At 27.9% G+C, this 19888-nt stretch carries 18 protein-coding genes and 1 riboswitch; of the genes, 12 read left to right on the forward strand and 6 right to left on the reverse strand.

Going from position 1 to position 19888, the window contains the following annotated elements; genetic code table 11:
* The first annotated feature begins 428 nt into the window (after nucleotides 1-428).
* Nucleotides 429-941, forward strand: a complete 513-nt coding sequence (locus KGF41_RS20020) for a hypothetical protein (protein WP_227857107.1) — start codon at nucleotides 429-431, stop codon at nucleotides 939-941.
* A gap of 252 nt (nucleotides 942-1193) precedes the next feature.
* Nucleotides 1194-2096 carry a M23 family metallopeptidase gene (locus KGF41_RS20025; protein ID WP_227830389.1) on the forward strand — a complete coding sequence of 301 codons (903 nt, stop codon included), beginning with the start codon at nucleotides 1194-1196 and terminating at the stop codon, nucleotides 2094-2096.
* A 266-nt stretch (nucleotides 2097-2362) separates the two neighbouring features.
* On the opposite strand, the gene KGF41_RS20030 is transcribed toward KGF41_RS20025, so the two are convergent.
* The 4 genes from KGF41_RS20030 to KGF41_RS20045 all read right to left on the reverse strand — a co-directional run bounded on the left by KGF41_RS20030 (nucleotide 2363) and on the right by KGF41_RS20045 (nucleotide 7563).
* Nucleotides 2363-4837, reverse strand: a complete 2475-nt coding sequence (locus KGF41_RS20030; RefSeq protein WP_227857108.1) for an FtsX-like permease family protein — start codon at nucleotides 4835-4837, stop codon at nucleotides 2363-2365.
* 2 nt (nucleotides 4838-4839) lie between these two features.
* Nucleotides 4840-5508 (reverse strand): ABC transporter ATP-binding protein, encoded by a 669-nt coding sequence (locus tag KGF41_RS20035; protein WP_227850888.1) that lies wholly within the window; start codon nucleotides 5506-5508, stop codon nucleotides 4840-4842.
* Nucleotides 5509-5740: 232 nt separating this feature from the next.
* Nucleotides 5741-6901, reverse strand: coding sequence for a sensor histidine kinase (locus tag KGF41_RS20040; protein ID WP_227857109.1), 1161 nt, complete (start codon nucleotides 6899-6901; stop codon nucleotides 5741-5743).
* Entirely contained in the window at nucleotides 6889-7563 is a 675-nt protein-coding gene (locus tag KGF41_RS20045) for a response regulator transcription factor (RefSeq protein WP_227857110.1), read from the reverse strand. Before KGF41_RS20045 ends, KGF41_RS20040 begins: the two co-directional genes overlap by 13 nt.
* 159 nt (nucleotides 7564-7722) lie before the next feature.
* On the opposite strand from KGF41_RS20045, the gene KGF41_RS20050 reads away from it, so the two are divergent.
* The gene (locus KGF41_RS20050) at nucleotides 7723-8313 is read left to right on the forward strand and encodes an EFR1 family ferrodoxin (RefSeq protein WP_227857111.1); all 591 of its coding nucleotides are present in this window, start codon (nucleotides 7723-7725) and stop codon (nucleotides 8311-8313) included.
* Between the two features lie 113 nt (nucleotides 8314-8426).
* Here KGF41_RS20050 and KGF41_RS20055 read toward each other — a convergent pair whose 3' ends face one another.
* Nucleotides 8427-9254: a carbon-nitrogen hydrolase family protein gene (locus KGF41_RS20055; RefSeq protein WP_227843064.1), complete on the reverse strand. Its 828-nt coding sequence runs from the start codon at nucleotides 9252-9254 to the stop codon at nucleotides 8427-8429.
* 217 nt (nucleotides 9255-9471) lie between these two features.
* Nucleotides 9472-9577, forward strand: a riboswitch (guanidine-I (ykkC/yxkD leader).
* Between the two features lie 71 nt (nucleotides 9578-9648).
* Here KGF41_RS20055 and sugE point away from each other — a divergent pair.
* Nucleotides 9649-9969: a quaternary ammonium compound efflux SMR transporter SugE gene (sugE, locus tag KGF41_RS20060; protein ID WP_227830397.1), complete on the forward strand. Its 321-nt coding sequence runs from the start codon at nucleotides 9649-9651 to the stop codon at nucleotides 9967-9969.
* Nucleotides 9970-10180: 211 nt separating this feature from the next.
* On the opposite strand, the gene KGF41_RS20065 is transcribed toward sugE, so the two are convergent.
* Nucleotides 10181-10861 (reverse strand): phosphoribosylaminoimidazolesuccinocarboxamide synthase, encoded by a 681-nt coding sequence (locus KGF41_RS20065; protein WP_227830398.1) that lies wholly within the window; start codon nucleotides 10859-10861, stop codon nucleotides 10181-10183.
* Between the two features lie 397 nt (nucleotides 10862-11258).
* Here KGF41_RS20065 and KGF41_RS21230 point away from each other — a divergent pair, with 397 nt between their 5' ends.
* The 8 genes from KGF41_RS21230 to KGF41_RS20105 all read left to right on the forward strand — a co-directional run.
* Nucleotides 11259-12311: a galactitol-1-phosphate 5-dehydrogenase gene (locus KGF41_RS21230; RefSeq protein ID WP_227830399.1), complete on the forward strand. Its 1053-nt coding sequence runs from the start codon at nucleotides 11259-11261 to the stop codon at nucleotides 12309-12311.
* A gap of 54 nt (nucleotides 12312-12365) precedes the next feature.
* On the forward strand, nucleotides 12366-12782 hold the full coding sequence (locus KGF41_RS20075; protein ID WP_413841605.1) for a PTS sugar transporter subunit IIA: 417 nt from the start codon (nucleotides 12366-12368) through the stop codon (nucleotides 12780-12782).
* Nucleotides 12783-12810: 28 nt separating this feature from the next.
* On the forward strand, nucleotides 12811-13284 hold the full coding sequence (locus KGF41_RS20080; protein ID WP_227850890.1) for a PTS system mannose/fructose/N-acetylgalactosamine-transporter subunit IIB: 474 nt from the start codon (nucleotides 12811-12813) through the stop codon (nucleotides 13282-13284).
* A gap of 43 nt (nucleotides 13285-13327) precedes the next feature.
* Nucleotides 13328-14086 carry a PTS mannose/fructose/sorbose/N-acetylgalactosamine transporter subunit IIC gene (locus tag KGF41_RS20085; protein ID WP_227435258.1) on the forward strand — a complete coding sequence of 253 codons (759 nt, stop codon included), beginning with the start codon at nucleotides 13328-13330 and terminating at the stop codon, nucleotides 14084-14086.
* A 24-nt stretch (nucleotides 14087-14110) separates the two neighbouring features.
* The gene (locus KGF41_RS20090) at nucleotides 14111-14950 is read left to right on the forward strand and encodes a PTS system mannose/fructose/sorbose family transporter subunit IID (protein WP_227830402.1); all 840 of its coding nucleotides are present in this window, start codon (nucleotides 14111-14113) and stop codon (nucleotides 14948-14950) included.
* A gap of 331 nt (nucleotides 14951-15281) precedes the next feature.
* Nucleotides 15282-15929, forward strand: a complete 648-nt coding sequence (locus tag KGF41_RS20095) for a response regulator transcription factor (protein WP_227830403.1) — start codon at nucleotides 15282-15284, stop codon at nucleotides 15927-15929.
* Nucleotides 15922-17307 (forward strand): sensor histidine kinase, encoded by a 1386-nt coding sequence (locus tag KGF41_RS20100; protein ID WP_227854909.1) that lies wholly within the window; start codon nucleotides 15922-15924, stop codon nucleotides 17305-17307. Before KGF41_RS20095 ends, KGF41_RS20100 begins: the two co-directional genes overlap by 8 nt.
* 467 nt (nucleotides 17308-17774) lie before the next feature.
* On the forward strand, nucleotides 17775-19888 hold a 2114-nt coding region (locus KGF41_RS20105; protein WP_227857112.1), incomplete at its 3' end, for a cell wall-binding repeat-containing protein.

Below are 19888 nucleotides of genomic sequence, written 5' to 3' on the forward strand. Positions count from 1 at the left end.
CAGAGTTATAACTGACATATTTAATAATTCTGCAAATTCTTTAGGTTTATAATGTTTACTCATATAATCACACCTTTATGTGATTATATTATACTATATTTGATTATATTTAAATATATTTTTATTTTCTAATTACAACTCCTTAATTTTAAGCCTTAAATACTATAAAAAGTAATTGTAAAGCAAAAGAATTTTAAAAATATAATAGCACAATAAACATGACAACAGAATGTCATGTTTATTAAATAATATTAATCTATTACCATTATAAAAGAAATTAATTCTAAACTGTTATAAACCAAAGATAGCAAAATTACATTGACTTGTAAAGTTTTTAGAAGTAGGATATAAATATTAAAATTAATAAATTAAGGTTTTTAAATGAAATGTATCAATAAGATTACATAAAGATGGGATGGAGATTTTATATGAAAAAAATGCCAGAAGAAAAAATAAATACAGATACACAGGAAATATCACAACAAAAATTTAGAGAATGGAAATCTGTATATGAAAAATATAGAAGTACTTTAAATGTAAATTCTAAGTCTATTTTAGAATTAATAGAATATTTAAAACAAAAATATACACTAAAAGAAGAAGCTTCGGAAGAATTTAACAATGTAGTCATTAATAATATTAAGTTAAATAAACCTTTTTCAAAAAAGATACCGAGCAATAAAGAATTAAAACCTATTGTATTTACAATTCAAAATGAAGGAAACGCAAAGACTTTATATGAAAATCAGGAAGAAGTTTATAGTGCTTGTTCTATTGTTGTGGGTATGGAATTTGAAACAGGCTGTGTTTTTGTGGAAGGGAGTAGTGAACTTACTGATGAAATAACTGTATTTAAAGGATTAGATGAAGATGATATAAATAATTATTATCTAGTAGCAAATTATGTTAGATGTCTAAAGAAATATAATCTTATAGATTAATAAATACTTTAAATTAGGTAGAGTAAATTTAGTATAGTTAATTTACATACAGTAAAGCTTATAAGTATAACTTATAAATATAAAATTAGATAGAGTTGCCAAAGTAAAATTGGCAACTCTATCTAATTTTACTTTGGCAACTTTATTTTTTTGTAAATATTTTTACTTAAAGCATAAAAGAAATGACTTTATAATACTATATATGGTAATATATGACTAATATAATTGGAATATATAAGGGGTTGGCTTTCTGTGCAAAAGGCTATTAAAATCATAAAGAAAATGTACTGGATGGGCTGTATTGGAATTGTTGGTACAATATTAAATATTAAATTGTTGGAACTTTTTTATTTATTTTTCTTACTTGCTATTTTAGAGTTTATTTTATCGCTTATTTTAGTATTAAAATGTGATGATGATATGCAAGAAGTAAAAGACTTAAAATTTCTTTTTCAAAACATTGGTATGTTAATAGGGATACCAATTATTTACTTGAGAAATCTATTTCGATTACCTAATGTCTACAATCACAAAACAGTGAATGGTTATATTCTTCCATTCAATGGAAGATGGCTTGTTGCAAATGGAGGAATTGACAAAGAAAACTCACACTCTTGGGGAATATGTAATCAACGATATGCTTATGACTTTGTTATAGAAAGAAAGGGAAAATCATATTCCAACAACAGAACTTCTGTAACTGATTATTTTTGTTACAATCAACCTGTTATAGCACCTGCCGATGGTATTGTAGTGGAAATTAAGAATAGTTTTGAAGACACTCCTATTTCTAATAAAGTAGAAGTACAATGCTCTGCTTCGGATATAAGGGGAAATTATATTGTGATTAAGCATTCATCAAATGAATACAGCACAATAGCACATTTAAAAAAAGATAGCTTTATAGTCAGTGTAGGTGATTTTATAAAGCAAGGACAGCAAATAGCAAGGTGTGGAAATAGCGGAAATACAAGTGAGCCACATATCCATTTTCAAATTCAGCAAGGTAAGAGTTTTTTGTTTTCAGCAAGTTTACCTATATACTTTGACAGCATTATAAATTGCACAGAAGATACAGATGTTCATTATATTACTGGAGGACAGACTGTAGAAAATCAAAAGAAGTACATAACTGTGGATTTAAAAGTCAATTAATGTGATTTTTATAAAAAGTGTTTGATTTTACAAATTGTATTAAACTCATATACTATTTTTACTAATTTGCTACTTCTAAACTCTAAAATATATCAAGATATGAGAGCATATGTAAATATACACTAAATGAAAACATAAAAAAGACCATAAATAAAGGCGATACCAATATTTGTGGTCTTAAAGATATATAATCAAAAAAGCTATAGAATTATAATTTGAAAAAGATAATTTATTATGTTTTATTTGTAGATATTAATCTATTATTATCATTCTATAATATCTATACAATCAATAATATCCATTTTTTTAATTTTTCTTAACGGAATAAGAGTAGCTATAATACATGCAATTATAGCAACAAGTGTAGCTTGTGAAATCGAAATAATTGGGATATTAGTAAAATCAATTTTTTCTATAGTAGCAATGTTTATTATAACAGCACTGGCATATCCTGCAATTGAACCAAATATAGCAGCAGATATTCCATAATAGCAACCTTCCCATAAAAACATTTTGTATAAACTACTGTTACTCATACCAATAGCTCTCTTAACTCCAATTTCATTAATTCTAGTATTAATGTTTGTATGAGTTGTGTTAATAATGTTTAAAGTGCCAATCAATCCTACAAATAGTATAATGGCCCATGCTAAAAATTGTATTTGTTTAAAACTTTCTTTAAGTTGGTTGTCTGATTCAATGTACGATATCCAACGAGAGCCTGGATTGTTTTTACAAATTTGTTCAATAGATAACTTTACTTCTTCTAAATTTGATTTATCTTTAGCATAAACATTTATCTGACTGAATCTATCTTTATTTGTTAGGGTGTCATATACAGTATCATATACAATAACATCAATACCATTTAACCAACCACTACCTTGTAAATTAATCATTTTATCTACAGTATTATATACTTTTAATTGTTTTTTATTAATTGTAATATTATCCTTTGTTTTTAGGTTTGTAGCCTTAAATTTTGTATCTGGTGTAGAAATAGCAATTGGATTTTTTATAAGGCATAGAGAACCATTTTTGAAATCCTCTAATAAAGAATCTGTGATAGAAGGTATTAATTCTTTAAGAGTTTGCTCATCAATTCCAATAACTTTTAACATTTCAGAACCATTTTCAAAGTTAATATCTGTATTTATTTCTCCTTGTTTATATTCAGAGTATTTGATAAAAGAGGTACGATTGATATTTTTCATGTTAACTATTTTATCAAGTGTAGATTTATCAAAGCCAGGAACTTCATTTGTTAAAGAAAAATCTCCTTTTTTTAGGTCGCTAACCGATTTGGATACATCTAATACATTAGAAAATTCACTCAGTGCAACAAATACTGTTATACTCATAAATAATGATAGTATAGTGATTATAGTTCTACCTTTATTTCTTTTTAGGTTTAGCCATGCTAGATGTCTTTCGAAGTTTTTGATTGGTTTTTCTCGTTTAATTTTAATTTTTCTTTTGATTTTGGTAGTGTTACCAGCCATAGCAATTTTAGGAGAAACATGTGAAGCATATATTGCTGATGGTAAAGCCGCAACAAATGAAAATACTAGTGAAATACCAACGCTTAATAATAGTGGTATTAAGTAGCCTGTTGAAATTTTATGTATAAGTTCAGTCATTTCTTTAGTATTATTTACTAAAAATATATCTGGATTTAAGATATTTGTAATCATTTTAGCTATACTTTCAGAAGAAACAATTCCAATTATGGCTCCAATAGGTATAGCAATAGAACATAAAAATAAAATTTGTAAAATAATAATTTTATATAGTTGCTTTGGTTCAGCTCCAATTGCTCTTAAACATCCATACTCTTTAATTTTCTTTGTAACAGAAATTTTTAAAATATTATAGATTACAAGTCCAGAGGCCAGTAGTACTAATAGTGCAACAAATAAAGATATTACTATAATTATAGATATGCTGTCACTATTGGAACTGTTTTTATCTCCTTCAAAGTTAATTCCTAATGTATTTAAATAAACCCAGTTGTATTGAATTGAACTACGGGGAATATTGACTTTTCTAGCTAATTGATTTACAATTTCTTGAAATTTATTTTGTTGCTTTATTTTAAAATCCAATGATGATAAAGTATATCTTTTAGGTAATAGTTTTTCTGATGTACCTTTACCTACAACACTATTTACTATTCCACTTGCATAGCCTGTATAGTCATTTTCTAAAATACCAATTAGTTTAAAATTGGTTTTATAACTATAGGGCTGTTCTGTATCATTTAAAAGTGAGATATTTAAATCCATAGGAATAGTCATACCAAGCTTTGGTTTTATTCCCATAAGCTGTAAGGTATTTTCATCTAAGGCAATCTCATTTTTATTTTTAGGAAGATTTCCAGACTTTAATTTCATTAGTTTTGGATAGTTGGAAAGTCCTACCTTATCGTATTCTTTTACAAGTATAGAGATACCTGTATTCTTTATTTTACTAGTGCCAAGTGTTGTTGAAAGACCAGCTTGATAGATTCTATTATCTTTTTTTAGTGTATCAACTTGAGTTTTATTAAGCTGGTGAAAGGATACATGTCTATCACCATTAAAAGAGCGAGCTTGCTCAGTTCTTAAATTTTGAAGTATACCAATTGATTGACCTACTACAGTTGTCATTATAGTCGACATCATTATTGCAATAATAATTAATGTAGTCATAAGTTTTTGGTTTTTTAACTCTTTTATTGAAAGTGAAAGGTAATTTTTCATTACTATTTCACCTCCATAAGTATACCATCAATTATTGAAAGCTGTCTGTCAGCAAGCTTTGCAATCCTATCATCATGAGTTATTACTACTAGAGTCTTTTTAAATTGCTTTGATGTTTTAATAAGAAGATTCATAACTTCACTACCACTTTTGCTGTCTAAGTTTCCTGTAGGTTCATCAGCAAATATTACATTTGGCTTTGCAATTAATGCTCTAGCAGTGGCAACTCTTTGTTGCTGACCTCCTGAGAGTTCATGTGGAAGATGATGCAATCTATCTGAGATTCTAAGCAATGATGAAATTTCATCTAAGTATTTTTTGTCAGGTTGTCTTTTATCTAATAATACAGGCATTGAAATATTTTCTGAAGCTGTCAAAACAGGCAATAGATTAAACTGTTGAAATACAAATCCAAAACATTTTCTTCTAAGAGTGGAAAGTTCCTTTTCACTATATTTATACATGTCTTTCCCATCAAGTAATACTTGGCCAGATGTAGGACTATCCAATCCACTTAAGATATGTAAAAGTGTACTTTTTCCACTTCCAGAAGGTCCAATGATAGAAACAAATTCACCTGTATTTATTTCTAAATCAATATTGTTTAGTGCAACAACTTTGTTGTTATTAGAACCATATATTTTTGATAATTGTTTTGCTTTTATAATCATAAAAACACTCTCCTTTTTTGTATAAGAAGAGTGTAAGTTATAAAACTCAATTTTTTCTCAACTTTTCATATAAATAGAAGTAAATTCTAGATAAAAAGAATATATTTATGCTTAAGATTTTATCTTTTATTAATTAGCTACTTTTATAGGGTGCATGTTAATAAAGCTTAAAAGTTTATTATGTTTTATACAAGGAAATCCAGATAAATCCAGATTAAAAATTAAAATATCTCTAGTCTTTTGTTGAGAACTTTATTGTAATTTTAGCACTACCAATTAAATTATTTTCAATAAAAATAGAACCTCCATGTTTTTCACATAATACTTTAGATATATAAAGACCCATGCCAAAATTTGAGTTGTTATTATTTAAAGTCTTATCTTTATAAAAAGGTTTTAATGCTGATTTTAGAGATTCTTCACTAAATCCCACACCATCGTCATCAATTACAAAAATAAGGAATTTTTGCTCAAGGTATATAAGTATAGATACTTTATTTTTTGCATATCTAAATGCATTTGATATTATATTTTCAATAACCCTATGAATAATGTTTTCATCAAATAATATGTTTATACTGTCCACCTTATTTGTAAGTTTAAAAGATTTTCCAGTTTGTTTTGATAAAATAGATATATTACTATCTAAATTTTCTATAAAATCATTTATATTCAATATAGTTTTTGTAATAACTATGTCTTCTAATCGTTGAGCATTATTCATACTATTTACATAGTATTCAATTCTGTCAATATGTTCAGACATAAGTTGTGTAGTTGATAAAATTTTTTTATCACTAAGTTTTCCTGTTGGTATGTATTTTGTTAAATAGTCTGAGTATCCTTTTAGAACTGTTAGGGGATTTCTTAAATCGTGAGAAAAAGCAGCATTAAGCTGTTTTCTATCATCTATCATGGTCCACATTTTTATATTATTTTTATTTAGTTGGGACCTCATTTTCTCGAAAGCATTGCACAGATTACCTAATTCGTCATTACTCTTATATTCTAAGTAAAAATCTAAGTTATTATTGGATATTTCATTTGCTCCTTTATTAAGTATTTCAATAGGTGTCTTTAATTTTACCTTATAAAAAATTATATCAGCTAATAATAGAAGCCCTATAAAAAATACAAGTGGGAGTACAAGCTGAAGTGTACTAATAATATTAATCAACACTTTATCAAAATCGCTGTATTGATTTATATTATTTTGCATTATGGTTATAGTTTCTGTGTATAAGGGAGTTTGTAAATATTTGTCTTGTATAGAGTGATATATATAATTAAGTAAAATGTATGAGATAGTTGTAAGTACTGATGCTATAATTAATGAAGATAGAGTGAGAAAGAAAAAAGATTTTTTTAATGACATATTTTTTATTTTATCCATTTGTAACCAGCTCCCCATACCGTTTCTATGTAATTTTCAAGGGTATATTTTGATAATTTAATTCGTATTTTTCTGATATGTTCCATTATAACATCACTATTTCCATTGTTATCATAGCCCCATATTCTATCATAAATCCTCTCCCTATCAAATACTTGACCAGGATTCGTAGAGAGAAGTTCTACGATATTAAATTCTTTTTTCGAAAGTGAAACTTGATTATTATCAATAGAAATTGACCTTTCTTCATAATCTATTACTAAATCTTTATAAAATTTGACTTTAGTGTGATTTGATTTTCTTTGTTCACGTCTTAAGTGAGCAGAAACTCTTGCACCAAGTTCTTCTAAATCAAAAGGTTTTACAATATAATCGTCAGCACCAACACGAAAACCATTAAGTTTATCAGTGTTTTCAATTTTAGCTGTTAAAAACAAAATAGGGCATGATATATAATCTCTAATTCTACTGCAAACTTCAATTCCATCTATTTCAGGCATGTTTATATCAAGTAGAATAATGTCTGGATTTTTAGATATTTTTTCTAGTGCTTCTTTTCCATTATGGGCAGTGTAAACTTCATAATCATTTATTTCAAAATAATCCTTTAATAAAGTGATGATACCTTCTTCATCATCTACGACGAGTATTTTACTGTTCATAAAAATTCTCCTTTCTAAATAAAACTTTTTAAACAACTTTTATTTTAGTATAAAAATCTCAATAATTTCTCAAATTATTAAATCTACATAAAAACATGCTATTTTTAGTGATTAAAATCAGTATATTTTTATATACTAAATAAATCAAGTGTCTAATTATTGGAAAATTTAAATATTAAAAGTGATAAACCATATATTTTTGCTGTAGTAACTTGTAGAGGCGTGATAGGTGGAAGCGCAATTTATGATGTGGATGCTTTGTTGAAAGAGAAGGGTCATGGACTAAATCTAGGTTCAAGGATACAGATGGTTTCTAATTACATTTGTGAGTTTAAAATAAAAGATGATAAAAAAATTGACAATTTACTTAGAAAAGCAGAAATCAAGGTTAATGAAGTGTCAGAAGATATTGTAAATAAGAAAAATAATAAAATTGGCAGAACAAATTTTATATACAAAAAGTTTTATAAAAAATATATTTCATCTTGTGCAAATCAAGATAGCCATTTTTCAGTTGAAGATAGCTGTATAGAATGTGGTATTTGTTCAAAAGTATGTCCTGTAAATAATATAGATATTGAGGAGGGCAGACCGAAGTTTTTACACAATTGTGAACATTGTTTAGCATGTGTACATTGGTGTCCTAAGCAAGCAATTCAATGGAAAGATGTAACTAAAAATAAAAAGAGATACCAGAATCCACACATAAAGTTGGAAGATATGATAAGTGAGAAAAATAAGGATATTTAATAAAGGTAATAACTACTAGTAACCAATTAGTAATTAAGAGTAGTTGGTATAATTACAATAATAAAAACCCCATAAACATTTTAAATAATTAATTTATGGGGTCATATAATTTTTTATTTTAAAATATTAAGTTCATATAAGTCTGTTCTTCTATGTTTAAGTAATGGCAATTGTTGTCTTATATTAGGAATTAAATCTCTATCAATATCAGCATAGATAATGCATTCTTTTTCATCAGCCTGAGCGATAATTTTTCCCCAAGGGTCTGAAATTCTTGAATTACCAAAAGCTATGTAAGAAGCATCTTTATTTCGAGCAGGTGCAGCACCAACATAGAATACTTGATTATCTAAAGCACGCATTCTGATAGATAATTCCCAATGTGCAGGTCCAGTTGTCATATTAAATGCTGCTGGCAAGATAACGATTTCTGCACCTTCAAGAGCCATCAAACGTGATAATTCAGGGAAACGAATATCATAGCAAATAGCAATACCCATTTTTCCATATTCAGTATCTATTATAGTAACATCATTTCCAGCAGTAAGAGTATCAGATTCTTTAAAGCTAACTTTTCCTGTAACTTCAATGTCAAATAAGTGCATTTTGCGATGTTTTCCAATTAAAGTTCCACTTTTATCAAATACATAACAAGTATTATAGATTTTGTTATCTTCTAATTCTGGAATACTACCAGAAATTAGATAAATTCCATGTTTTTCAGCTAGTTTACTCAATGTATTTGTTGTTTCACCTGGATATTCTTCAGCAAATTTAGGAAAGTATTTATTTTCATATGGGCAGTTAAACATTTCTGGTAAAACCACAATTTTAGCTCCATTATTGGCAGCTTCTGTTACCATTTCTACAGCATGATTAATATTTTCAATCTTATTTTCTGTAGTCATCATCTGACATACTGCAATTTTGTAGGAATTCATAAAAATTACTCCTTTCGATATTTTTATGTTATTATAACATATTAAATAAAAATTAGATATAAATACAAAATATGTAAGTTGAGTATGTTATACAACTGAAGAGTACAAATTACTATAGATATATATTTTAATTTATACTCTTATAATTTATATCATATCACTATATTGACTTTTTTTACCTATGTTGATAGTATTATTTTAAAGACAATAAAATAATACTAGAGTTTTATAGGGTTCCGCAATTATTAATGATTGGTCTGGTCCAAGATAAAACCCACAACATAATTTTGTTGTGAACACGGAAGGATAAAAACCTGGGAGATATTTTATAATATTTCTCAGGTTATTTTATTGCTAAAAAAGAGATATATTATTTGAAAAGAGGGATGATTTTATGAAATGGTTATTTTTATTTATTGCAGGACTATTTGAAGTTTTTTGGGCATTCCAATTAAAAAATTCACATGGATTTTCTAAGTTGACTCCAAGTATACTTACTGTTGTCGGGATGATTGTTAGTTTTTATTTTTTATCATTAGCACTTAAACATCTTCCACTTGGAACATCATATGCCATATGGACTGGAATTGGTACAGTTGGAACTGCTATTGTAGGAATTGCTCTTTTAAATGAACCAGTTAATATGGCTAGAATTTTATGTATAGGTCTTATTGTAGTGGGGATTGTAGGATTGAAATTATTATCTACCAACTAATAAGTATGAATTACGATAAATAGTAGGAGATGATAGTTATAGAGTATATAAACTAAAATATTTTAACAACAAAATAAAAAGCTATGAACTTAGAAATTATAAAATGTTTTAAAGTAATTAACATTTTATAGAATTTCTGCTTCATAGCTTATTTTTATTTATAAGTTTATTAGATTTGTATTTGAAAATTATATGTATATATTTTGTATAATTATTTTGCTAATAATAAAGCAGTTAAATCCATAGGGTCAACTATTACACCATCTTTATAAACACGCATATTTCCAGATGCTATCTCATCTATTAATATTACTTCATTATTGTAGAATCCAAATTCAAACTTAATATCATAAAGTTCAAGTCCTTTTTCAGCTATAGTATCACGAACTATGTTAGAAATTTTTTGAGTCATACTCTTCATTGAATCGAATTGAGCTTGAGTCATAATATTTAAAGCTTCTAAACCTTCAGATGTTATAAGTGGGTCACAACGGTCATCATCTTTTAAAGTTGCTTCTACATAACAATCTAACTTAGCTCCTTCTTCAACACATGAACCATAACGACGTAAGAAACTACCAACAGCTCTATAACGACAAATAACTTCTAATCCATTACCAAAAACTTTTGCTGGTAACACTTCCATAGTTGCATCTTCTAAATTAGCACTTACATAATGAGTTTTAATTCCAGCATTGTTTAGAATTTCAAAGAACTTAACAGATGTTTCTAAATTAGCCTTACCAATTCCATCTATGCTTAGCCCTACAGTATTTTCACCTGGATCGAATACACCATCTTTGCCAGTTACATCATCCTTAAATTTAAGTAAGCAATTTCCATTATCTAATTCAAAAACATCTTTAGTCTTTCCTTGATACACTTTTTTCATAAACAACCTCCAAAATATTAAATTATTATATTGAATAAGGCATTAGTGTCAAAAAAGTTCTGGTATTCGTATAAAAATTTATATTGATGCCTTACATTTAATATTATATCACAAAAATAGAGAATTTTTCCGAACATTTTTACAAAAATAACAAAAAAAGTACATTTTATAAAAAAGTTTAGAAAAGTGCCAAGAAAGAAAGTGAGTGTCATTTGTATTAACACACATAAGTTTTTGTAGGAAATTTTTTTGACACACTTTGACACACATATAATAATAGTATGATAAATGGCATGAAACCTATATTTACAAATATTGGCATAAAAATTGCTTTATATATTTTACATAAAAAAGATGAGTATATATCTAAATAAAATAAAAAATAGAGGTGGTTAATGTGAAGTCAGTTAAGTTCTATGGTGTAAGAGATACAAGAGTCGAGAATGCAGATATACCTAAAATATTAGAAAAAGATGATGTAATAGTTAAAGTAAAAGTTGCTGGGATATGTGGCTCTGATATATCGAAATACTCAAAGACAGGCCCTCATATGGTTGGAGAAATCTTAGGTCATGAATTTTCAGGAGAGGTAGCAGAAGTTGGTATAGAAGTAAAAGATTTTAAAATAGGAGATAGAGTTGCTGTTTGTCCAGCTATGCCATGTTTTGAATGTGATGAATGTAAAAAAGGGCTGTATTCAAGATGTAATAATGTAGCAATAATAGGAAATAAAGAGCTTGGAGGATGTTTTGCTGAATACACAAAGGTAAAGGAGAGAAATTTAATAAAAATACCAGAAGAAATAAGTTATGAAACGGCTGCTGCTTTAGAGCCAGTGTGTATAGCAGGACATGGACTTTTTAGGTCAGAAACTAAGGTGGGAGATACTGTTGTAGTACTTGGAACAGGACCAATAGGCTTGTTTTCAATACAATGGGCAAAAATATTTGGTTCTACAAAAATAGTGGCTATAGATGTATTTGATGAGAAATTAGAATTAGCGAAGGAATTAGGAGCAGATATTTGTATAAATGCAAAAGAAAAAAATATTGTAGAAGAGATAAAAAAATTAACTAATGGAGCTGGAGCAGACATTGTTATTGAATCAGCAGGGACTCCAATGACATGTGGTCAGGTATTGTTATTAGCTAAAAAAGGTGGGACAGTACTTTATGCAGGAGTACCATATGGAGATGTAGCTTTAAGCAGAGAACAATTTGAAAAGATAGTGAGAAGTGAGCTAACTGTGAAAGGAACTTGGTTTGGAAATTCATTTCCATTTCCAGGAAAAGAATGGAGTGCTGGCTTGTATCATATGCAAAAAGGTGACATGAATGTTGAAAAATTGGTGACACACAGAATAAATTTAGATGAAGTGCCAGATTATTTTGAAAAAATATACAAAAGAGATATTTTCTTTGGTAAGATAATGGTTAATGTGGCTAATTAAGGTAGAGTAATAAAGATAGTAATTTATAGTGTATATAAAAAAGTTAAGAGAGGTATGATTCATATGGCAGGAATAATTATAGCTGCACATGGGAATATGGCTAAAGCAATGTTAGAAAGTGCTGAATTAATAGTAGGGAAACAAGAAAAAGTAGAAACTTTAGGATTAAACCATGGTGACAGTATAGATGAGTTTAGTAGAAAATTAGAAAATGGAATTGAAAAATATAAAGATGAAGGTATTTTAGTATTACTTGATTTTTATGGAGGAACTCCTTTCAATACATCTGCTGTTATAATAAACAAATTTGCTAAGGTCTGTGAATTGGAATGTTTAACAGGTGTAAATTTGCCTATGCTTTTAGAACTGTTTTTAAACAGAGATACTATGAAGTTAAAAGATTTAAAAAGTTTATGTGAAGAAGTTGGAGTTTCAGGAATTAAGGATGTAAAAGCAGCTTTAAAGATATAAAATAAATTAAAATTTTGGAGGAATTATTATGAGCAATATAGCATTAACAAGAATTGATGATAGGTTAATACATGGGCAAGTTATCACTGCTTGGTGCAAGATTACATCAGCAAAGAGAATAGTAATAGTAGATGATTTAGTTGTAAAAGACCCTTTTATAGTTCAAGTCTTACAAATGGCAGCACCTTCAACTGTTAAGGTTGAAGTGCATGATATAAAATCAGGTGCTGAGGTTTTAAAATCATATGATGGAGATGAGAATTTAATAGTATTAGTTAAATATCCTAAAACTGTTTTGGGTCTAGTAAATAATGGAGTAGATTTAAAAGAGTTAAATGTTGGGGGTATGGGAGCTGGTCTTGGAAGAAAAAGTTTTTATAAAAATATATCAGTATCAGATGAAGAGAAAGAAATATTTAAGGAATTAATATCAAAAGATGTTAAATGTTTTATACAAATAGTTCCAGATGCAAAGAAAATTGATGTAGGAACATTATTGTAAGGCCTATTTTGTAAATATTTAAAAGTAAATAAGGAGGAAGAACATGCAAATTTCACTAATTCAAGCAGTTTTAATAGCAATTTTTTATTATCTTTCTTGGAGTCCATGGCTAACTTATGTTGGATTTTTTACATGGAATAGACCTTTATTAGCTGGATTTGTAACAGGAATTATACTAGGAGACCCAGTTCAAGGAGCAATTATAGGTGCAGGTATAAATATGATATATTTAGGATTCATATCAGCAGGAGGGGCTCAAATGGGAGACCCAGCTTTTGCAGGATATGTGGGTACTGCTTTAGCTATAGCATCTAATTTAGATGTAAGTACTGCAATGGCAATAGCTGTTCCGTTAGGTACTGTTGCAACTGTGCTTTGGATAGGTAAAATGACAGTAAATTCTTTTTTTGCACACTGGGCAGATAGAGAGGTGCAAAAAGGGAATATAGATAAAGTAGCATTTATAAATATAGTTCCACCTCAGATACTATTGTTTGTAATGAGTTTTATACCAGCGTTATTAGTTGTTTATTTTGGGCCAAATGCAATAGATGGAATGTTAGAAGTAATGAATGATAATGTATTACATGTATTCAATGTAATTGGAGCTATGTTACCAGCACTAGGAATTGCTATGAACTTAAAATTAATTGGAAATAAGTTTACTATGCCATTTTTCATATTAGGTATATTAATGGCTGTTTATTTTAAAGTAGATATAATAGTAATATCTGTTATTGGAGTAATACTTGCTCTTACAATTACTTCAATTAAATATGGAAAAGATGGTGCAACATCTTAAATATATAAGAAAGGGGAAAATATTATGTCAAATACAAAAAGTGAAGTAGCTAAGAAAACGTTAAGCAAAAAAGATGTAATAAAGTCATGGCTAAGATGGTTTTTCTTTGCACAATCTAACTACAATTATGAAAGATTACAATCAACAGCATTTTCACATTCAATGTTACCAGTACTTAAAAAACTATATCCAGATAAAGAAGAATTAAAGCAAGAAGTAGAAACTCACTTGGCATTTTTTAATACAGAGCCTATATGTGGATGTGTTATACATGGAATAACAATAGCTATGGAAGAAGAAAAAGCTAATGGAGCAGATGAAATAAGTGGTGATGGTATGAATGCCATAAAGACAGGTTTGATGGGACCATTGGCAGGGATTGGAGATACTTTAACTCAAGGAGTTATAACACCTATAGTATTAGCTGTTTGTATTGGTTTAACTGAGGGAGGAGCATCAATTGCAGGACCGATATTATTTGTATTAGCTCAATATATAATAATGACTTCAATTTCATTTGGAATGTGGACAAATGGTTATAAGTATGGTAAAAAAGCTGTTGAAAGTATACTTCAGGGTGGAATAGTAAATAAAGTTATAGAAGGTGCTTCTATATTAGGGACTTTAGTTATGGGCGGACTTGTAGGTAGATTTATTAATTTATCTACACCAATAAGCTATACTAGTGGAGATTTTAAATTTAGTCTTCAGACAGATTTGCTTGATAAGATATTTCCTGGATTAATTCCTTTGGTACTTACTTTGTTAGTGCTTTTAGCTTTAAAGAAAGGTCTTTCTCCAATAAAAATAATGGGTATATTGATAGTGGTAGGTGCTATTACAGGTATATTAGGATTATTTTAAATAAATGCATATGATGTATTAATGAGGATTTAGATAAATTGGCTATATCTATAAAATACAATAGTAATTAGGGTAAATTAGATTTTCAATAGATTAAGATTTAAGCTTAGATAAGCTATGTAGAATATATAATTTTGTAAAAGGTATCTCAAAATGATTTTTTAATTGTAAATGAGGTACTTTTTTATTTATAGACTTAGTATTAAAGCTTATCTGTACTGTATTTTATATGGGGCTTTAGTAATAATTGTAAACTTCCTGTAACATATATTTTATATAATTGAAACAATGGATATAATATGAAATATAATAATTTTAGGGATGTGAATATATGAATATATTAATTGCTGATGATGAAGTGAGTATGATTAAGATACTTTGTGCTTATTTTAAAAAAGAAGGCTTCAATGTATTTACTGCAAAAAATGGGGAAGAAGCTTTAAATGTTTTTTATGAAAATAAAATAGACTTAGCAATACTGGACTGGATGATGCCAGTAATTGATGGAATAGGGGTTTGTAAAGAGATAAAAGAAAATAGTAATACAAAGGTACTTATGTTGACAGCTAAAAGTCAAAGCGAAGATGAAATAGAGGCACTCAATATAGGAGCAGATGAATATGTTAAAAAGCCATTTGACCCTAGAGTTTTAATAATAAGGGCTAAGAAATTGGTAAATTATAAAGATACAATTAATATAAAAGATTTAAAAATAGATTTTGAGTCAAATAAAGTTTTTAAAGGTAATGATGAACTACTATTGACTAAAAAAGAATTGGAATTAATTCATTGTTTAGTCAATAACAAAGGAATAGTGTTATCTAGGGAAAGACTTTTAGATTTAGTCTGGGGATTGGATTATGATGGAGATTTTAGAACAGTAGATACTCATATAAGAAGACTTAGAACAAAAGTAGGAGAAGATATAATAAAAACTTACAGAGGATTAGGATATAGTCTGGAGGATTTTGATGACTAAACTAAATAAGAAGTTATCTATAAGTATATCAATAGTAGTTGTAGTCGTTTATATAATATCTATAGCTATAAATAGTATGTTTATTCATAGGTATTATTTACATGAAAAAAGAAATGTATTGAATAACATTGAAAATGAAATAAAACATAAGGATATGAATAAATTAAAGTCAAATATTGAATTAATTGAAGAAAAAAGCAATACAGCCATTGTATATGTAACATTAGATAAAAATTACAAAGATAAAAATAGCATAGATAAAATAAATGAAGATTTACTAGATGCCTTTTGGAATAAAGGTTTGAGCTTAAATAAATTTTGGATTGAAGGAAGTGTTTTAAATGATATTGACAATAAAAGTATTAATAAAATATATAATCAAGGAAAAACCAAATATAGTCTACTAGTAAAGTTTATGAAAAAGGATAATTATTTATTTGCTATATCTATACCAATAGAACATTCAGAAGAAACAATTGGTATAGTAAATAGATTTAATATAATAATGGGGATATTTTCAGTAATTATAATAACTATACTTACATTTATACTTTCAAACAGAATTATAAGGCCTATGGAAAAATTAAAGCTTTTATCTAAGGATATATCTGAGTTAAAATTTAGAACTGAGGCTATAAAAACGAACGATGAAATAGAAGAGTTAGCTTATAGCATAAATATAATGAGTGTAAAGCTTGAAAAGGCACACAATGAATTAAATAAAAGGAATGAAAATTTGAAGTCTTTTATATCTGATGCATCTCATGAAATGAAAACTCCAATAGCACTTATAAAAGCATACGCTATAGGTATGAAAGATGGCTTGGATGATGGTACTTATACAGATACAATAATTGAACAGGCAGAAAATATGTCTAATACAATAAATACCCTTTTATATTGGGCTAAATATGAGAAAAAAGAAGTTAGTTTGTGTGAAGTAGATTTAAAGGAAAGACTGCTTAAGAATTTAAAAAATTATGAATTATTGATATCTAAGGATAATATAAGTGTTAAGTGTGATATAGAAGATAAAAATCTTATAATAAATTCTGATAAAGATAGTATAGATATGGTACTTAATAATTTGATTAGTAATTCGATAAAGTATACTAGTGATAATGAGATAGAGATTAATCTTTTTAGAGATAAGGATAAGATTATTTTATCTATAAAAAATGGAATAGATTATGATAGAGAAGATGATATTGATAATATATGGAAGCCTTTTTATGTCTTAGAGAAGTCAAGAAGCAAAGAACTTTCAGGTACTGGTCTTGGTCTTACAATAGTCAAGACTATACTTGAAGAAAATAATTTTAGATATAAGGTTGAAATTTATGATGGAAAGATAGAGTTTTATATTATCTTTATATAAGTTTTATATTATTTTTATATTGTCTCATAAAAATACAACAAAATAAAATATAAATATAAAAAATAATTTAAAAAACATCAAATTAATTTGCTTTTCATATGGATAAAATTGGTTAATTAATATATAATCATAAGTATAAATGATGAAATTTATTTATAAAACAAGTAGCACTTTTAATTCTAAGAGCTACTTTTTTTACATAAAATCTACTTTTTTACTACAATTCATCAGCATAAAAATCAAATTCACCTTAAAATTTAAATTTACTAATTTTTCAAGCAATTAGAAAATCTACGTATTCCTTTATAATAACTATAATATAAGAAAATAATAAGTAAATTATATATTAATTATGAAATCATTATAGTTAGAAAACCTCTTTAAAGTTAGGCATTAAGTATCTCTTAGAATTAAAACGGTAACAAAAAAAGCAATTAGGTACTACTAATGGACAAGGGGGAAATATAATGAAAATACCAAAGAAGATTGCTGCTATGCTTACAGTTACTATGATAGCTGGAAGTTCTACAGCAGGTATAGCTAGTGCGCAAACAGTAGCAACAAATTTAACAGGACAAGAGAGATATGAAACTGCTGTAAAAATAAGTCAAGATGGATGGAAAAATGCTGATGAGGTAGTAATAGTAAATGATTCATCTATAGCAGATGCTCTTTCTGCAACACCATTTGCAAAGGCAAAAAATGCTCCTATACTTTTAACAGGTAAAGATAAATTAAATGATAAGACAAAAGCAGAGTTACAAAGATTAAAAGCTAAGAAAGTATATTTAATAGGTGGAACTTCTGTATTAAGTGCAAATATAGAAAAACAAATAAAAGATTTAAAAATATCTTTTGAAAGAATATCTGGTGCAGAGAGATACCAAACATCTTTAGAGTTAGCAAAAAGATTAGATGCAGTAAGTGATGTTAAGAAAATAGCTGTAGTTAATGGTGAAAAAGGGCTTGCAGATGCAGTAAGCGTGGGTGCTCCAGCTGCACAAAATAATATGCCAGTAATACTTGCTGATTCTAAAAATGGAACAGCAGTTGCAGATAAATTTATAAAAGATGCAGGAATAACTCAATCTTATGTAGTAGGTGGGGAAAGTTCAGTTTCTGAAGCTGTAAAAAATAAACTACCAAATAGTACAAGATTAGGTGGAACAGATAGAAATGATACAAATGCAAAAGTAGTAAAAGAATTCTATAAAAAGACAGATTTAAAAAATGCATATGTAACTAAAGATGGTATGGCTAAACAAGACCAACTTATAGATGCATTAGCAGTAGGTGTACTAGGTGCTAAAAATCAATCCCCAGTAGTTTTAGTTGGAAAAAATCTATCAGCTTCACAAAAAACTTTAGTTAACTCTAAGAGTTTTGATAAAATAACTAAGGTTGGTGGAAATGGTAATGAAACAGCATTTAATGAAATGAAATCATTACAAGAAGTAAGTACAGTTGAGGCTAAAACAATTGCTGAATTAAAATCAGCTGTAGATAAAGCAACTGCTAATGATGTTATAAACTTTAAACCAACTAGTGAAGTTAAAGAAGCATTTACAATACAAACTGACAAAGCAGTAACAGTGAACTTAAATGGTACATATACAAAGACTGTAACTATCAACATGCCTAATGGGGATGTAAATAACTATGCAAAAGTAGATGATGTAATTATAGATGATGTTAAAGATGGAACTTTTGTTAACTATGGAAAAATAACTAACTTAAAAGTTAATGATAAAAATGGAGCTAAGATAGAAAATAATTCAAAAGGTGAGATTGGTAGTTTAACAGTAGCATCTGGAGCAAGTCAAGTAAAAGTAAATAACGGTGGTAAGATAACTACAGTTACAAATAATTCTAAAGGAACTACTATAGATAATAAGGGTACAATAAGTACTGTTAAGGGAGATAATTCTCCATCGATAAGTGGAAATAATCCAGGTTCTAACTCATCAGGAGGAAGTTCTTCAAGTGGAGGTTCTTCAGGAGGAAGTAGTAGTGGAGGAAGTTCTTCTAACCAAAATCAAACAGCAGTAAATAAAGAGGCTGCAAAAATAACAAGTGTAGCTGCCCCAGCAAAAGATGCAACTAAATTAACTATGCCATCAGTATCAAGTGGATATACAATAGCAATAAAATCATCAAGCAACGAAAATGTTATAAAGAAAGATGGAACAATAGTACCACAAAATACAGCAACAACAGTGAAACTAGTATTTACAGTAACACATACATCAAGTGGAAAAACAGCAGATACTAAAGAAATAGGTGTAGTAGTACCAGCTAAATCATCAGATGAAGAATTACAAACAGCAGTAGATAATGAGGCATCAAAAATAACAAGTGTAACTGAACCGACAAAAGATGCAACAACACTAACTATGCCAACAGTATCAAGTGGATATACTATATCAATAAAATCATCAACTAATGAAAATGTTATAAAGAAAGATGGTACAATAGTGCCACCAGATGCAGAAACAAAAGTTACATTAGTATTTACAGTAGAGCATACATCAAGTGGAAAAACAGCAGATACAAAATCAATAGAGGTAACAGTACCTGCTAA

The organism is Clostridioides sp. ZZV14-6150 (genome assembly GCF_020657875.1).
Lineage (GTDB): Bacteria > Bacillota > Clostridia > Peptostreptococcales > Peptostreptococcaceae > Clostridioides.

What these genes read in the sequence shown, in the direction of transcription:
- KGF41_RS20045 (WP_227857110.1), bottom strand. Translation starts at nt 7,563, where the DNA reads ATGAACAGTAAAATACTCGTCGTAGATGATGAAGAAGGTATCATCACT.
- KGF41_RS20035 (WP_227850888.1), bottom strand. Translation starts at nt 5,508, where the DNA reads ATGATTATAAAAGCAAAACAATTATCAAAAATATATGGTTCTAATAAC.
- KGF41_RS20030 (WP_227857108.1), bottom strand. Translation starts at nt 4,837, where the DNA reads ATGAAAAATTACCTTTCACTTTCAATAAAAGAGTTAAAAAACCAAAAA.
- KGF41_RS20090 (WP_227830402.1), top strand. Translation starts at nt 14,111, where the DNA reads ATGTCAAATACAAAAAGTGAAGTAGCTAAGAAAACGTTAAGCAAAAAA.
- KGF41_RS20085 (WP_227435258.1), top strand. Translation starts at nt 13,328, where the DNA reads ATGCAAATTTCACTAATTCAAGCAGTTTTAATAGCAATTTTTTATTAT.
- sugE (WP_227830397.1), top strand. Translation starts at nt 9,649, where the DNA reads ATGAAATGGTTATTTTTATTTATTGCAGGACTATTTGAAGTTTTTTGG.
- KGF41_RS20065 (WP_227830398.1), bottom strand. Translation starts at nt 10,861, where the DNA reads ATGAAAAAAGTGTATCAAGGAAAGACTAAAGATGTTTTTGAATTAGAT.
- KGF41_RS20095 (WP_227830403.1), top strand. Translation starts at nt 15,282, where the DNA reads ATGAATATATTAATTGCTGATGATGAAGTGAGTATGATTAAGATACTT.
- KGF41_RS20080 (WP_227850890.1), top strand. Translation starts at nt 12,811, where the DNA reads ATGAGCAATATAGCATTAACAAGAATTGATGATAGGTTAATACATGGG.
- KGF41_RS20055 (WP_227843064.1), bottom strand. Translation starts at nt 9,254, where the DNA reads ATGAATTCCTACAAAATTGCAGTATGTCAGATGATGACTACAGAAAAT.
- KGF41_RS20100 (WP_227854909.1), top strand. Translation starts at nt 15,922, where the DNA reads ATGACTAAACTAAATAAGAAGTTATCTATAAGTATATCAATAGTAGTT.
- KGF41_RS20020 (WP_227857107.1), top strand. Translation starts at nt 429, where the DNA reads ATGAAAAAAATGCCAGAAGAAAAAATAAATACAGATACACAGGAAATA.
- KGF41_RS20040 (WP_227857109.1), bottom strand. Translation starts at nt 6,901, where the DNA reads ATGGATAAAATAAAAAATATGTCATTAAAAAAATCTTTTTTCTTTCTC.
- KGF41_RS20075 (WP_413841605.1), top strand. Translation starts at nt 12,366, where the DNA reads ATGATTCATATGGCAGGAATAATTATAGCTGCACATGGGAATATGGCT.